The sequence below is a fragment of the Pseudomonas sp. PICF141 genome, assembly GCF_002286815.1.
In the GTDB taxonomy this organism is placed as follows: domain Bacteria; phylum Pseudomonadota; class Gammaproteobacteria; order Pseudomonadales; family Pseudomonadaceae; genus Aquipseudomonas.
In genome coordinates, this window is sequence record NZ_MUNM01000059.1 from 1 (window position 1) to 13,408 (window position 13,408).

Consider the following 13,408-nt stretch of genomic DNA (forward strand, 5'->3'; position numbering starts at 1 on the left):
CCCCACTTAGACGCCGGATAGATGAAAGCAAGCCAAACACGCATCAAAAACAGTATTGCAGAAAAGGGGGTAACCATAGATGTAGGAGCGAGGCTTGCCGGCGAAGCTTTTCAAGGCAAGGTCGGTGCATTTGGCACCACCTGTTCCCCAACACAAGCCCCCCGCAACTGCCCCTCGAACTGCTCGATAATCGCCGCCCAACCCTGACGACTCGCATGCTGGCGCGCATTAAGGCGCACGCAACGCAAGGTTTCGCGCTCATCCAGCAGCCAGCGTGCCGCATCGCAAAACGCCTCTTCATCCCCGGGCATGGCCAGAACGCCGTTGTAGCCATGGCGAATATGCTGGGCCGCCGCAGCCTGATCGTACGCCACCACCCCCAGCCCCGCGGCCAATGCTTCAAGCACCACATTGCCGAAGGTTTCGGTCAGGCTTGGAAACAGAAACACATCCCCCGACGCATAATAACTGGCCAACGCTTCGCCACGTTGTGAGCCGCAGAAGATCGCCTCGGGCAGTTCCTTCTCCAGTACCGGTCTTTGCGGTCCATCACCGACCACAATCAATTTCATGTTTCGCTGTGGATAAGTCGTTCTCAGCGTGTCGAAACACCGTCTGAGCAAGCCAAGATTCTTCTCTGGCGCCAGGCGTCCTACATGGATCAAGGCAATATCTTCCTCGGCCAGTCCCCATTGCTCACGCAGCGGTTTCAGCCGTTTGGCCGGATGGAACAACTGGCTGTCGACACCTCGAGAGAGCAGCGCCAGGCGCTCGAAACGGCGGCGTTCCAGTTCCAGTCGCTGACTGGCGCTGGGCACCAGGGTCAGGGTCGAGCGATTGTGAAACCAGCGCAGGTAGTGGGTCAGCAAGCGGGTCAGCAGCCCGAAGCCGTATTGGCTGGAGTACTGCTGAAAATTGGTATGAAAGCCGCTGACCACCGAAATCCCCAGGCGCCGTGCCGCGCGCAATGCCGACAACCCCAGCGGTCCTTCAGTGGCGATGTACAACACATCCGGGCGATGGCGTTTCCAGCGCCGCAGCAATTTGTGCATCGACGACTGACCCCATTGCAGCCCGGGATAACCCGGCAGCGGCCAGCCTCGACACAACAGCAATTCATCGTCGCTGCCGATGAGCGGGTCGCCACCCTGGCGTGGCCGCACCAGCTCGACCTGATGCCCGCGCGCGCGCAAACCGTCGAACAAGCGGCCAAGGGTATTGGCCACGCCGTTGATTTCCGGTGGGAACGTTTCGGTGATCAGGGTGATATGCAGAGTTGTCGTCATGACCCCAGTGTCGGCTGAGGCCATGTCGTCATTGTGACGGTTGGATGATGGATTTGTGACGCGATCAGCGGCGTTCTGCTACCAGATTTTCCGCGCCACGCTCACGCACCCAGAACAGCGTTGCTCCAGCCACTGCTGCCGGCATCATCAGAATGTTGACCACCGGAATCAGCAACACCAGATACACGCTCCCGCCGAAGCCGAGACTCTGCCAGCGTTTCTGCCGCAGCCAGGCGAGCATTTCGTTCCAGCCCAGTTTGTGGTTGTCCGCCGGGTAGTCGATGTACTGGATCGCCATCATCCACACCCCGAACAGCAGCCACAGCGGCGCGGCGATGATGTTGACCACCGGGATCAACGACAGGATGAACAGCCCGATGGCCCTGGGCAGGAAGTAGCCAAGTTTGCGCATTTCCCGGGACAGGGTGCGCGGGATCATGGCGATCAGTTCGCTCCAGCTGAAGGCCGGGAAGTCGTCGGTACCGCGCACCACCACTTCGACTTTCTCCGCGAGGAAGCCATTGAACGGCGCGGCAATGATGTTGGCGAGCATGGTGAAGGTAAAAAACACCATTAACACCACCAACACGACAAAAATTGGCCAGAGGATGTAACTCAGAAAACTCAGCCATTCGGGCAAGGACGGCATCAAGGTATCGACCCACAAACTGAACTGATGGCCGGCCAGATAGATTAATCCGACGAACAACACCAGGTTGATCGCCAGCGGCAACAACACAAACAAGCGCAGGCCAGGGCTCAGGACCAGCTTGAGGCCCTCGCGCAAGTATTGCGGGCCAGACAGAACGGGGGCGGGCATAACGTGCTCCGAGCAAAGGGTAAACGCGCCGACCTTACCGGCTTTGCCTGACAGGCGAAAGCGCGGCAGCGGCATCGACATTAACTGTAACAAAGGCGTCTATAAATTCACTGCGACGGGATAGAGACCGCCTATGAGCTGGATTGTTAAACCGTATTTCCTTAATCTTCGCCCCCTCGATACGCTGCACCCATTCTTTTACAGGACTGTCGAGCCCAAGCCTTCCCCAAGTGCTTTCAACGGTCCTTTTTTATTCCCGCCGGCAATCCGGCGTTCCGCGCCCGATATGTCGGGCCCGGTCAACAGGAGCAGGTCATGTCTGAAGTTCGTCATTCGCGGGTGATTATTCTTGGTTCCGGCCCTGCCGGTTACAGCGCCGCGGTCTATGCCGCCCGTGCCAACCTCAAGCCACTGCTGATCACTGGGATGCAGGCTGGCGGGCAACTGACCACCACCACCGAAGTCGACAACTGGCCGGGCGACGTCCATGGCCTGACCGGCCCGGCGCTGATGGAGCGGATGAAAGAGCACGCCGAACGCTTTGAAACCGAGATCGTGTTCGACCACATCAATGCCGTGGACTTCGCCGCCAAGCCGTACACCCTGATTGGCGACAGCGCGACTTACACCTGCGACGCACTCATCATCGCCACCGGCGCCAGCGCCCGTTACCTGGGCCTGCCGTCGGAAGAAACGTTCATGGGCAAAGGCGTTTCGGCCTGCGCCACCTGCGACGGTTTCTTCTATCGCAACAAGCCGGTGGCTGTGGTCGGTGGTGGTAATACGGCTGTGGAAGAAGCCCTGTACCTGGCCAACATCGCCAGCACCGTAACCCTGATCCACCGTCGCGAAACGTTCCGCGCCGAGAAGATCCTGATCGACAAACTCAATGCCCGGGTTGCCGAAGGCAAGATTGTCCTGAAGCTGAACTCGACCCTGGATGAAGTGCTGGGCGACAACATGGGCGTGACCGGTGCTCGCCTGAAGAACAACGACGGCAGCTTCGACGAACTGAAAGTCGACGGCGTGTTCATCGCCATCGGCCACACCCCGAACACTTCGCTGTTCGAAGGTCAGCTGACATTGAAAGACGGCTACCTGGTTGTGCAGGGCGGCCGTGACGGCAACGCCACGGCAACCAACCTTGAAGGCATCTTCGCCGCCGGTGACGTGGCTGACCACGTTTACCGTCAAGCCATCACCTCGGCCGGCGCCGGTTGCATGGCGGCACTGGACGCCGAGCGTTACCTCGACGATCTGCAGAACGCATGATTCTGATTCTGTAGAAGGCAAAAAACCGGCTTCGGCCGGTTTTTTTGTGCCCACGATTGGGTGGTCGATCAAAAAAACTGTGGGAGCGGGCTTGCCCGCGATGGCGGTAAGTCAGTCGACACTAAGGTTGAATGATAAATCGCTATCGCGGGCAAGCCCGCTCCCACAGGGATCGTGGGGATTTTTACTTCAGGTCAGCTTCGCCAGGCACGCCTCAAGAATATCCAGCCCTTCCTCCAGCACGACGGCTTCAGTGGTCAACGGCGCCAGCAGCCGAACGATGTGGCGCGACTTGCCGCTGGGCATCAACAGCAAGCCCGAGTTGCGCGCCAGGGCCAGCAATTGTGTCAGCTGCGCCGAAGCCGGTGTGCCATCGGTATTGATCAACTCGATGCCGCGCATGGCACCGACGCCGGTCAAGCGGCCCAGATACGGTGACAGTTCGCGGGTTCGCCAGGATTGGTAGCGGCTGACAATCGCTTCTTCCTGTTGCGCACCCCAGGCGTGCAGATGCGCGTCAGTCATTTCGTCCAGGGTCGCCAGCGCGGCAGCACAAGCGATGGGATTACCTGAATAGGTGCCGCCCAATCCGCCCTTGGGCAAGTGATCGAGTAGCGACTTACGCCCGACAACCGCCCCCAGCGGCACGCCGCCGGCAATGCTTTTGCCCAGCAGGATCAGGTCCGGCTCGATGCCCAATCGCGAGAACGCAAACCGCTGGCCGGTGCGGCCGAAGCCGGACTGGATTTCGTCGGCGATCAGCAGGATGCCTTTGTCATCACAGAACTGCCGCAGCGCTTGGGCAAATTCCACATCCATCGCCAGGAAACCCGCTTCGCCCTGTACCGGTTCGACGATAAAACAGGCCACGTCGTCAACATCGATCTCAACGCTGAATAGCCGCTCCATTGCCTTCAGTGCCTCGGCGCAGGTCACGCCGTTGTCTTTGCTGGGGAAGGGCAGGTGGAACACCGGCCCAGGCAGCACGCCGACTTTCTGCTTGTACGGCGCGACTTTGCCGTTGAGGTTGAGCGTGGCGAGTGTGCGACCGTGAAAGGCGCCATCGAAGGCGATGACTGCCGTGCGAGCGGTGGCGCCACGGACGATCTTCAGGGCGTTTTCCGCCGCTTCCGCACCACTGTTGGTAAGCATGCCGCTGACCGGGTAATCCACCGGGATAAACGCCGTCAGGCGATCCATCAGTTCGAGGTAAGGCGCATGCGGGGCGGCATTGAAGGCATAGTGGGTCAGCCGGGTGGCTTGTTCACGAATGGCCTCGACGATGCGCGGGTGGCAATGGCCGAGATTCAGTACGCCGATACCACCGACGAAATCGATGTAGCGTTTGCCATCGGTGTCCCAGACTTCGGCATTTTTGCCGTGGCCGAGCGTAACGGGATGAACGATATTGATGGACCGACTGATGTTTTCGCTGCTCATGGATTACCGGACTCAGAAGAAGGGATGCTTCTTTTTATCTAAGCCGCGAGCAGCAGTGCCCGGCAAACGAAATAAAGTCACCGGGTCAATATTAAAAGTCGGGATGTGCGGTAGGAGATGAATGGCAAAAGGTCAAAAGATCGCAGCCTGTGACAGCGCCTGCGTGGGAATCGCGTACACCCATGAAATATTGGACGGACACAAATTCTGTAGGAGCTGCCGCAGGCTGCGATCTTTTGATTTTGATCTTCCGCGAATCAGCGCCGAGTCAGCGGCTGCTGAGTGAACTTCACACCGGCCAGGCCATGGGCGATCAACGCGCGGATATTGCCGTGATCGCTGCCTTGCGGCGTGGCCACTACCGAGCGGTAATGTTCGCCAAACGCCAACAGCGCTTCTTCATCGCTCAAACCTTCCAGCAATGCCAGACCCAGGGTCTTGCACGAACCTTCGTTTTGCCCGGCGGCATTTTCCACGCCGCCGTTATTGAACGCCTGGGGCTGATAGTCGTAACCGGCGGCGATGAACGCCAAGGTATCGGCGAAAGCGTGTTCGCCGCTCTTGAGGCTGGCGCGCAGGGTGTTCAGATCACTCATTGGGTTTTCCTTTGGCGAACGCCGCTTGTTGATCGGCGCTGGCTTCTTTCTGGTATTGGGCTTTCCACTCGGCGTACGGCATGCCGTAAATCACTTCGCGGGCTTCATCGAGGCTGACCTCGATCTGGCGTTCGTCGGCGGCGGCCTTGTACCACTTGGACAGGCAGTTTCGGCAGAAACCCGAGAGGTTCATCAGGTCGATGTTCTGCACGTCCTTGCGGCTGTCCAGGTGGGCGACCAGCCGACGAAAGGCGGCGGCTTCGAGTTCCAGGCGTTGTTGATCGTTCATGGGGGTCTCTGCGAGACAGCTTTGAGCAGCAAGCTTCAAGCTGCAAGATGGGTTGCGGTGCCCTTAGCTTACCGCTTGAAGCTTGAAGCTTGAAGCTTAGCGACTTGCCGCGAGCGTGATCGACACTGATTCGGCAAAGCGCAAGGCATGAGGCTTGTCGACTTCGACTTCGGCGTACAGCACCGACTCATTGACCATGATCAGGTCCAGCAATTCCTGGGTCAGGCGTTCGAGCAGGGCAAAGCGATTGCCCTCGACGTGGGCGATGATTGCCTTGGTGATGGTGCGGTAATTCAATGCGTGATCGATATCGTTGTCACGCACGGCATCTTGAGCGGCGTACAGGATGGTCAGGTTGATCAGCACATCCTGCTTGTTGAGGATTTCGTCCTCGTTGATCCCTATGAAGGTTCGCAAACACAGGTCCTTGACCCGGATGCGTGCCATTCCTGGTTGAAGTTGTGGCATTGCTACTTGCTCCGTCCAATCAATTGCAGGAACTCCTGGCGGGTGTTACTCGACTCGCGAAAGGCGCCAAGCATCACCGAGGTGTTCATGGTCGAATTCTGTTTTTCCACGCCGCGCATCATCATGCACATGTGCTGGGCTTCGATGACCACCGCGACACCGGCGGCGTCGGTCACTTGCTGCACGGCGTCGGCGATTTGCCGGGTGAGGTTTTCCTGGATTTGCAGGCGGCGGGCGAACATATCCACAAGCCGCGCAATCTTCGACAGGCCCAGCACCTTGCCCGTTGGAATATAAGCCACATGAGCCTTGCCGATGAAGGGCAGCATGTGATGTTCACAGAGCGAGTACAGCTCAATATTGTCGACGATCACCATTTCATCGTTGTCGGAGGCAAACAGCGCGCCGTTGACGATTTCTTCGACACTTTGTTCGTAACCATGACACAGGTATTGCATCGCCTTGGCGGCGCGCACCGGGGTGTCTTGCAGTCCTTCGCGGTCGGGGTTCTCACCCAGGCCGATCAGGATCTCGCGATAGCTCTGGGACAAGGAGTTGTGTGGCGGGAATAACGTCATGGGACATCCTCGCGGGAGCGGCTTATTTGACGTGCCGTCCGCCGTTGACGGTCAGTGTCGTGCCGGTGACATAAGGGTTGTCGAGCAAATAGCGCAGGCTCTGGTAGATCACTTCGCTGCCTGGCTCGATGCCCAGTGCCGATTTGGCCAGGACTTTGGCGCGGTACGCTGCGTCGTCATCCGGATTGAACAGTAGCAGGGCTGGCGCGATACCGTTGACCTTGATGCCGGGCGCGTACTTCGCGGCAAAGGACAGCGTCAGGCTGTCGAGCCCGGCTTTGCTGGCGCAGTAGCCGATGTGCTTGCTGCTGCCCCGGCGGGTCACATCATCGCTGATGTGCACGATGTCGGCGGGGCTTGAACGCCGTAGCAGGTCGGCACAGTGCAGGTTGATCAGGTAGGGCGCCAGCATATGCACGTTGAACATGCGGGAGAACGCCGCGGCTTCGGTGCCCGGGGTTTCGGCCAGCCATTCGGAAGCGTTATGGACAATCGCCCGCAAACTGTCGGTGCGGTTTTTCAGTTCGCCGATGAACGCAAGGATCCCGGCCTCGCTGGAAAAATCCGCAAACACCGCACTCGCGCCCAGATCGCGCAGGGCTTGCACACCAGGACGTTCGCTGCGATAGCTGAAAATGACGGCATGGCCATCTTCGAGCAAACGCTGCGCACAGTGCAGGCCGACACGCTGGCCGGCACCGGTGATGAGGATTGGGGCTGCGGTAGAGGTCATGAACGGCTCGCATCGCGGTAAGAGCAAAACTATACCAGCGACGGGAGGCGTACACCTATCGTGGATCAGCGATGCTGAGTTGAGGGGCCGGCGGGCAATGGACGTGCAGATGGGGTATGCAGCCGCCCAGCCAGCAGACGCGTCGACAGCGGAATGAAGCAATACACCATCAGCGTGACGGGTGAGGTAGACATTATGTAACTCCGTAGGGCAAACGCGTCGCACACAGCGCTGGATAGTGGGCTGCGTCTAAAGCAAGCTGATTCTGCCGTAGGACGTCGGTGCCAATTAGTTCAACAACGTGTTGATCGATAATGGGGCTGTGGAGTTAAATGGATCCAATTTTTCCATGGATACACATTTCAAAATGCCTGTGCTGACCGACCTTGCGCCTGGTTTGACCCTCAGCACCTCGCTGGTTCGAGAAGAGCTGTTTCCGATTCGCGAGGTAGCACGCCTGACAGGGGTCAACCCGGTTACGCTACGCGCATGGGAGCGGCGGTACGGTCTGATACAACCCGTGCGCACCGACAGCGGGCACCGTTTGTATTCGATGACCGATATAGAGCGTATTCGTAGCATCCTTGGCTGGATCGAACGCGGCGTCGCAGTCAGCAAGGTCGGCAAGATACTGGCCAAGACCGAACCGCTCAAGGCACTGGCTCAGATCATTCCCAACGAACTCGTTCAAGCCGATTACAACCAATGGCAGCAGCAGGTCAGGGCTGCGGTGAGTGCTTTCGACGAAGTTCAACTGGAGCATGTCTACGGTCAGGTTTTTTCCAGTTACCCGTTGACCGTAGTATTCCAGGACATTCTCATTCCGGTCTGGAAGCTATTGCTACAACGCCATGAAGCATTCGGCCAGGTCAGCGAGTGGCTTTTTCTGGATGGTTTTCTGCGCGCTCGAGTGTTGCAACGTCTGTTGCTGGTGCGAGTCATGCAACCGCGACGAGTGATTGTTTGCGCCTTGGCCGATCAATGCCGGGAACTCGAAGTGTTGGTCACGGCGCTGTATCTGAGCAGCGTCGATTCGGCTATTCAATTATTGGCGATTGGCCAGCCTTTCGAAGAATTGGTTTTGATCTGCGAAAAGATCAGGCCCAAGGCACTGATACTGGTTTCCAACCATGCGCCAGCGGGCGAACTGCCTAGACGTTTGAATCGTTTGGCGATGAGCCTGGATTGTCAGGTATTGCTGGCCGGAGATGCATCGGATCTGGCGCAGGAGAGCCTGGCTGGATCGTCGATCGGTTGTCTGGGAAACGAGGGCCTGTTGATGCGCCAGCGTTTGAAGCAGTTCCTGGCGGGAAACCTGGATACCTGAGCGTAGAAAAAACAGGAAAATCAGATATGCAGTGCGGGATGGGTCAGGCGATGTTGTTGAAGGATGTACTGACGCAGACGTTCGGTTTCATCCTTGTCACTCTGGCTCAATTCGTAGGCGTAATAACCCTGCTCGGTTTCACGCTCGAAGGTACCGCGTAACGCAATCCGCTCATAACCTGACGGGCTGAACCACAGCGCGAAATGCTTTGGCGCCTTGGTCTTGTTGCGAACCTCCAGCAAAACCCCTTTAAACGATATTTCATGCACCCACATGGTGCCGGGTTGGCCCTTGGCATTTTCCAGTGCCACGGGCTCTTCGAGCACCAGGCGCCATGGCCGAATCATCGGCCCGTCTTCATAGATGCTGGGGACGCCAAGACGTAGATGCATGGCGTGAAATTCATCTTCCACCAAATGCAGCGGGAAGGTTATTTGCTGATTTTCGAAATTGGCCTGGATGGTGACTTGTTCATGCGCCGCCAGACGTGTGAGCAAGTCACGAATCTGCGAACCACCGTTGACGAGCAGACTCGACGTGGCATCCCGCACATTGAGTTGCGGGTTGTGCTGCATGTTCTGGATAAAATCCAGCTCATCCTGAGTCAAGAGTGCGTCGCGCTGCATGATTTGCTCGAAAGAAATAATTACAAAGTCATCGGTGATTGTAGTTAATGACCATTAATTCGCAGATTGGTTTGAGCCGTTCGTCGTTTTGAGAGCGGTGATTTCTGCCCGTGCCTCGGCCAATTGCGCTTCCAGCTGCGCGACTCGCTGCTGCGCCTTGACCTGAACCGTGACGTCTTTCTGAACCCCGACGAAATAGGTCCGACCGTCGTGCGGGTTTTCTATCGTGGAAAGCGACAGTTCGTTCCAGAACGGCGTGCCGTCCTTGCGGTAATTCCTGAGGATTTCCCGGCAGGAGCCGCCACTGTCCAATGCTTGGCGAATCAAGGCAAGGGCGGCCTGATCCCGGTCTCCTGCCTGCAAAAAACGGCAATCCTGATAGAGGATTTCTTCGCTGCTGTAACCCGTCAGGCGTTCGAATGCCTGGTTTACATAGATCAGGATGTTGTCCTGCTCGCCTTCCTTTTCAGCAATCACGATGCCATCGTTGGACGCATCGATGGCCATTTTCAGCAGAGAGGCATTGATCATTGCAGAGCCCTTTGCGTATCGATTGATACGCTGCATTCTAAAAGATCAACGAGGGCGGTGCTGTTAATATCTCCTACTTTTATTTAGATTCAGGATCAGATTGATGAAAGTCGCCATCCTTTCCGGCTCGGTGTACGGCACGGCTGAAGAAGTCGCCCGTCACGCTGCAAGTATTTTGAACGCCGCCGGTTTTGAAACATTCCACAACCCGCGTGCGACCCTCGCCGATGTTCAGGCGTTTGGCCCCGAAGCATTTCTGGCGGTGACCTCGACCACCGGCATGGGCGAGTTGCCGGACAATCTGCAGCCGTTGTATTTCGCCATCCGCGATCAGTTGCCGGCGGCCTGGCGTGGTTTGCCAGGTGCGGTGATCGGTTTGGGCGATTCGAGTTATGGCGACACGTTCTGCGGCGGCGGCGAACAAATGCGCGAATTGTTCAGCGAATTGGGTGTGCGCGAAATACTGGACATGCTACGCCTGGACGCCAGCGAAACCGTAACGCCGGAAACCGACGCCGAGCCTTGGCTGGCGGAACTGGTCAGCGCACTGCGAGGCTGACGTGTGGGGGGGGGCTGACAATGGATCCAGGCTTCCCCGTGTACTGACTCGCTCGGCCATCAAGCTGGCTGCCAATGCAACTACCCGAAGTACGAGGGCTGACTAGACTGCTGTAACGCAGTAAAAACAATAAAAAACCAGAAAAATAAAAAAGAGAATTCTTGCCGTGAGCGTAGCCCCCGTCCAATCGCCACACAGCATTAAAGACAAGGTCAGTGCCGCCGAATGGCAGGCTCGCGTCGATCTGGCGGCCTGTTACCGCCTGGTCGCCTTGCATGGCTGGGACGATCTGATTTTCACCCATATTTCCGCCAAGGTGCCGGGCACTGAAGACTTCCTGATCAACCCGTTCGGGCTGATGTTCCATGAGATGACGGCGTCGAGCCTGGTCAAGGTCGATCAGGCCGGCAACAAGTTGATGGACAGCCCTTACGAAATCAACCCGGCGGGTTACACCATCCATAGCGCCGTGCATGAAGTCCGTCATGACGTCGTGTGTGTCCTGCACACCCACACCGCGGCGGGGGTGGCGGTATCGGCGCAGAAGCAGGGCATCTTGCCGATCAGTCAGCAGTCTTTGTTCGTTCTTTCAAGCCTGGCTTATCACGCCTACGAAGGCGTTGCGCTGAACCATGAAGAGAAGGCGCGACTGCAAGCCGATCTTGGCGAAAACAACTTCCTGATGCTGCACAACCACGGTCTGCTGACCTGTGGCAGTACCATCGCCGACACGTTCCTGATGATGTTCACCTTCCAGCGCGCCTGTGAAATCCAGGTGCTGGCGCAGAACGGTGGCGCAGAGCTGATCGCCATCGAACCGCAGATTCTGGCAGGCGCCAAGGCGATGATCGCCGGTGTCACCAAAAGTGCCCAAGGGATGGGTGGCGCGCTGGCCTGGCCGGCGCTGCTGCGCAAACTCGATAAACAAGATCCGGGTTATAAACTCTAAATGGCCCTTGCCGAGATTCCGCTGTGTGTCTGGCGCAAGCGCGGCCAGACGTTCGTATTCCGCGGTCAGATCCTGCGCTACTGGGCCGCGGGGCAAGGCGAGCCGCTGTTGCTGATCCATGGTTTCCCGACCGCCAGCTGGGACTGGCATTACCTGTGGCAGCCGCTGGCGCAGCGTTATCGGGTGATTGCCTGCGACATGCTCGGCTTCGGCGATTCGGCCAAACCGGTGAACCACGACTACAGCCTGCTGGAACAGGCCGATTTGCAACAGGCCTTACTGGCGCATTTGAACGTAGACCAACCCGTTCACGTATTGGCACACGATTATGGCGACAGCGTGGCCCAGGAACTGTTGGCCCGGCATTATGAAACACGTGCTGATATCGCCAGTTGTGTGTTCCTCAATGGCGGGCTGTTTCCTGAAGCCCATCACCCGGTGTTGATGCAAAAGCTCCTGCTCAGCCCTTTGGGCTGGATGATCGGGCGAGCCTTTACCCGAGACGCGTTAGTGAAGAGTTTCCAGCAGGTCTTCGGCCCGCAGACACGGCCCACGGAAAGTGAACTGGATGATTTCTGGAGCCTGGTCGACAGCAATCGCGGGCAACGGATCATGCACAAATTGATCAGTTATATCCCGCAGCGCCGGGTCCAGCGTGAGCGTTGGGTCAGCGCCATGCAGCGTGGCGAGGTGCCGTTGCGGTTCATCGATGGCGAGGTCGATCCGGTTTCCGGCGCGCACATGGTGACGCGCTATCGGCAACTGATTCGCGACCCGGACACCATTCTGCTAGCCGGGGTCGGCCATTACCCGCAGATCGAAGCGCCAGCCCAGGTGCTCAAGCATTATCTGGAGTTTCGCGACCGGCTGGTTTCACCGCCACGCAAGGTGGCCTGTTCCTGACTATCCCGCTGCCTTATTGCCCACCATTCAGCCGCCCCCGTGTTCATTGTGACCGGCAGCCTCGTGGCTGACACTCGCACTCATTGTCCCCTGGCCTGCTGGAGTTTCCCCATGAGTGAGTCTGTGCGCTTCGAAGATAAAGTGGTGATCGTCACCGGTGCGGGCGGTGGTTTGGGGCGGGCGCACGCGCTGTTGTTCGCAAAGCAGGGCGCCAAGGTGCTGGTCAATGATCTCGGTGGTTCGACTCAAGGCGAAGGCGCCAATGCATCGGCGGCCGATCGTGTGGTCGCGCAAATTCGCGAAGCCGGCGGCATCGCCGAGGCCAACCACGATTCCGTCACCGACGGTGACAAAATCGTCCAGCATGCACTCGACACATTCGGCCGTGTCGATGTCGTGGTGAACAACGCCGGCATCCTGCGAGACAAAAGTTTCCACAAAATGGACGACAGCGACTGGGACCTGGTTTACCGCGTCCACGTCGAAGGCGCCTACAAAGTCACCCGCGCCGCCTGGCCGCACCTGCGCGAGCAAAACTATGGCCGCGTGATCTTCACCGCATCGACTTCGGGCATCTACGGCAATTTCGGTCAGTCCAACTACGGCATGGCCAAACTCGGGCTCTACGGCCTGACCCGTACCTTGGCCATCGAAGGCCGCAAAAACAACATCCTGGTCAACGCCATCGCCCCGACCGGCGGCACCCGCATGACTGAAGGCCTGATCCCGCCACAAGTGTTCGAACAACTCAAACCGGAACTGGTCAGCCCGCTGGTGGTGTACCTGGCCAGCGAGCATTGCCAGGAAACTTCGGGGCTGTTCGAAGTGGGTGGCGGCTGGATGGGCAAGGTGCGCTGGGAGCGCAGCCTTGGGGCCGGGTTTGATCCGCGGGTGGGGTTTTCGCCGGAAGATGTGGCGGCGCATTGGCAGCAGATTTGCGATTTTGAGGGCGCAGCGCATCCGAAGGACACTATTGAGGCGTTGAAGGAAATGATGGGGAACTTGCAGAGATATACGGTTTAAGTGGAGCA

At 58.1% G+C, this 13,408-nt stretch carries 17 protein-coding genes; 6 read left to right on the plus strand and 11 right to left on the minus strand.

What is annotated here, in order from left to right; all coding sequences use genetic code 11:
* Positions 1-110 precede the first annotated feature (110 nt).
* Positions 111-1,310 (minus strand): glycosyltransferase family 1 protein, encoded by a 1,200-nt coding sequence (locus BZL43_RS16555; protein ID WP_095633303.1) that lies wholly within the window; start codon positions 1,308-1,310, stop codon positions 111-113.
* 40 nt (positions 1,311-1,350) lie between these two features.
* A complete protein-coding gene (gene cysZ, locus BZL43_RS16560) occupies positions 1,351-2,106 on the minus strand; it encodes a sulfate transporter CysZ (protein ID WP_095633386.1) in 756 nt (251 codons plus the stop codon).
* Between the two features lie 315 nt (positions 2,107-2,421).
* Between cysZ and trxB the strand changes: the two genes are divergently transcribed.
* Positions 2,422-3,378: a thioredoxin-disulfide reductase gene (gene trxB, locus BZL43_RS16570; RefSeq protein ID WP_008070552.1), complete on the plus strand. Its 957-nt coding sequence runs from the start codon at positions 2,422-2,424 to the stop codon at positions 3,376-3,378.
* Between the two features lie 189 nt (positions 3,379-3,567).
* Here trxB and BZL43_RS16575 read toward each other — a convergent pair whose 3' ends face one another.
* The 7 genes from BZL43_RS16575 to BZL43_RS16605 form a co-directional block, all read right to left on the minus strand.
* The gene (locus BZL43_RS16575; RefSeq protein WP_095633304.1) at positions 3,568-4,818 is read right to left on the minus strand and encodes an aspartate aminotransferase family protein; all 1,251 of its coding nucleotides are present in this window, start codon (positions 4,816-4,818) and stop codon (positions 3,568-3,570) included.
* A 257-nt stretch (positions 4,819-5,075) separates the two neighbouring features.
* Positions 5,076-5,414 (minus strand): HopJ type III effector protein, encoded by a 339-nt coding sequence (locus BZL43_RS16580; protein ID WP_095633305.1) that lies wholly within the window; start codon positions 5,412-5,414, stop codon positions 5,076-5,078.
* On the minus strand, positions 5,407-5,703 hold the full coding sequence (locus tag BZL43_RS16585) for a DUF1244 domain-containing protein (protein ID WP_095633306.1): 297 nt from the start codon (positions 5,701-5,703) through the stop codon (positions 5,407-5,409). The genes BZL43_RS16580 and BZL43_RS16585 overlap by 8 nt, the downstream gene beginning before the upstream one ends.
* A 96-nt stretch (positions 5,704-5,799) precedes the next feature.
* The gene (gene folX / locus BZL43_RS16590) at positions 5,800-6,171 is read right to left on the minus strand and encodes a dihydroneopterin triphosphate 2'-epimerase (protein WP_007901645.1); all 372 of its coding nucleotides are present in this window, start codon (positions 6,169-6,171) and stop codon (positions 5,800-5,802) included.
* Positions 6,172-6,173: 2 nt separating this feature from the next.
* Complete coding sequence (gene folE / locus BZL43_RS16595) at positions 6,174-6,749, minus strand: GTP cyclohydrolase I FolE (protein ID WP_095633307.1); 576 nt, start codon at positions 6,747-6,749, stop codon at positions 6,174-6,176.
* A gap of 22 nt (positions 6,750-6,771) precedes the next feature.
* Positions 6,772-7,482, minus strand: coding sequence for a dihydromonapterin reductase (gene folM / locus BZL43_RS16600; RefSeq protein ID WP_095633308.1), 711 nt, complete (start codon positions 7,480-7,482; stop codon positions 6,772-6,774).
* 65 nt (positions 7,483-7,547) lie between these two features.
* On the minus strand, positions 7,548-7,676 hold the full coding sequence (locus BZL43_RS16605; protein ID WP_371916216.1) for a hypothetical protein: 129 nt from the start codon (positions 7,674-7,676) through the stop codon (positions 7,548-7,550).
* 155 nt (positions 7,677-7,831) lie between these two features.
* Here BZL43_RS16605 and BZL43_RS16610 point away from each other — a divergent pair, with 155 nt between their 5' ends.
* Positions 7,832-8,809 carry a MerR family transcriptional regulator gene (locus tag BZL43_RS16610; protein WP_095633309.1) on the plus strand — a complete coding sequence of 326 codons (978 nt, stop codon included), beginning with the start codon at positions 7,832-7,834 and terminating at the stop codon, positions 8,807-8,809.
* A gap of 20 nt (positions 8,810-8,829) precedes the next feature.
* On the opposite strand, the gene BZL43_RS16615 is transcribed toward BZL43_RS16610, so the two are convergent.
* Entirely contained in the window at positions 8,830-9,435 is a 606-nt protein-coding gene (locus BZL43_RS16615; protein WP_095633310.1) for a hypothetical protein, read from the minus strand.
* A 54-nt stretch (positions 9,436-9,489) separates the two neighbouring features.
* On the minus strand, positions 9,490-9,966 hold the full coding sequence (locus BZL43_RS16620; protein ID WP_095633311.1) for a PAS domain-containing protein: 477 nt from the start codon (positions 9,964-9,966) through the stop codon (positions 9,490-9,492).
* A gap of 103 nt (positions 9,967-10,069) precedes the next feature.
* On the opposite strand from BZL43_RS16620, the gene BZL43_RS16625 reads away from it, so the two are divergent.
* From BZL43_RS16625 to BZL43_RS16640, 4 genes are all read left to right on the plus strand, one after another.
* Complete coding sequence (locus BZL43_RS16625) at positions 10,070-10,525, plus strand: flavodoxin (protein WP_095633312.1); 456 nt, start codon at positions 10,070-10,072, stop codon at positions 10,523-10,525.
* A gap of 166 nt (positions 10,526-10,691) precedes the next feature.
* A complete protein-coding gene (locus BZL43_RS16630; RefSeq protein WP_095633313.1) occupies positions 10,692-11,474 on the plus strand; it encodes a class II aldolase/adducin family protein in 783 nt (260 codons plus the stop codon).
* On the plus strand, positions 11,475-12,377 hold the full coding sequence (locus tag BZL43_RS16635; RefSeq protein WP_095633314.1) for an alpha/beta fold hydrolase: 903 nt from the start codon (positions 11,475-11,477) through the stop codon (positions 12,375-12,377).
* Positions 12,378-12,488: 111 nt separating this feature from the next.
* The gene (locus BZL43_RS16640) at positions 12,489-13,400 is read left to right on the plus strand and encodes an SDR family oxidoreductase (protein ID WP_095633315.1); all 912 of its coding nucleotides are present in this window, start codon (positions 12,489-12,491) and stop codon (positions 13,398-13,400) included.
* Positions 13,401-13,408: the final 8 nt, after the last annotated feature.

Bases quoted from the DNA above. Each gene is read 5' to 3' on its own strand.
- BZL43_RS16555 (WP_095633303.1), bottom strand. From the start codon at position 1,310: ATGGCCTCAGCCGACACTGGGGTCATGACGACAACTCTGCATATCACC.
- cysZ (WP_095633386.1), bottom strand. From the start codon at position 2,106: ATGCCCGCCCCCGTTCTGTCTGGCCCGCAATACTTGCGCGAGGGCCTC.
- trxB (WP_008070552.1), top strand. From the start codon at position 2,422: ATGTCTGAAGTTCGTCATTCGCGGGTGATTATTCTTGGTTCCGGCCCT.
- BZL43_RS16575 (WP_095633304.1), bottom strand. From the start codon at position 4,818: ATGAGCAGCGAAAACATCAGTCGGTCCATCAATATCGTTCATCCCGTT.
- BZL43_RS16580 (WP_095633305.1), bottom strand. From the start codon at position 5,414: ATGAGTGATCTGAACACCCTGCGCGCCAGCCTCAAGAGCGGCGAACAC.
- BZL43_RS16585 (WP_095633306.1), bottom strand. From the start codon at position 5,703: ATGAACGATCAACAACGCCTGGAACTCGAAGCCGCCGCCTTTCGTCGG.
- folX (WP_007901645.1), bottom strand. From the start codon at position 6,171: ATGCCACAACTTCAACCAGGAATGGCACGCATCCGGGTCAAGGACCTG.
- folE (WP_095633307.1), bottom strand. From the start codon at position 6,749: ATGACGTTATTCCCGCCACACAACTCCTTGTCCCAGAGCTATCGCGAG.
- folM (WP_095633308.1), bottom strand. From the start codon at position 7,482: ATGACCTCTACCGCAGCCCCAATCCTCATCACCGGTGCCGGCCAGCGT.
- BZL43_RS16605 (WP_371916216.1), bottom strand. From the start codon at position 7,676: ATGTCTACCTCACCCGTCACGCTGATGGTGTATTGCTTCATTCCGCTG.
- BZL43_RS16610 (WP_095633309.1), top strand. From the start codon at position 7,832: ATGGATACACATTTCAAAATGCCTGTGCTGACCGACCTTGCGCCTGGT.
- BZL43_RS16615 (WP_095633310.1), bottom strand. From the start codon at position 9,435: ATGCAGCGCGACGCACTCTTGACTCAGGATGAGCTGGATTTTATCCAG.
- BZL43_RS16620 (WP_095633311.1), bottom strand. From the start codon at position 9,966: ATGATCAATGCCTCTCTGCTGAAAATGGCCATCGATGCGTCCAACGAT.
- BZL43_RS16625 (WP_095633312.1), top strand. From the start codon at position 10,070: ATGAAAGTCGCCATCCTTTCCGGCTCGGTGTACGGCACGGCTGAAGAA.
- BZL43_RS16635 (WP_095633314.1), top strand. From the start codon at position 11,475: ATGGCCCTTGCCGAGATTCCGCTGTGTGTCTGGCGCAAGCGCGGCCAG.
- BZL43_RS16640 (WP_095633315.1), top strand. From the start codon at position 12,489: ATGAGTGAGTCTGTGCGCTTCGAAGATAAAGTGGTGATCGTCACCGGT.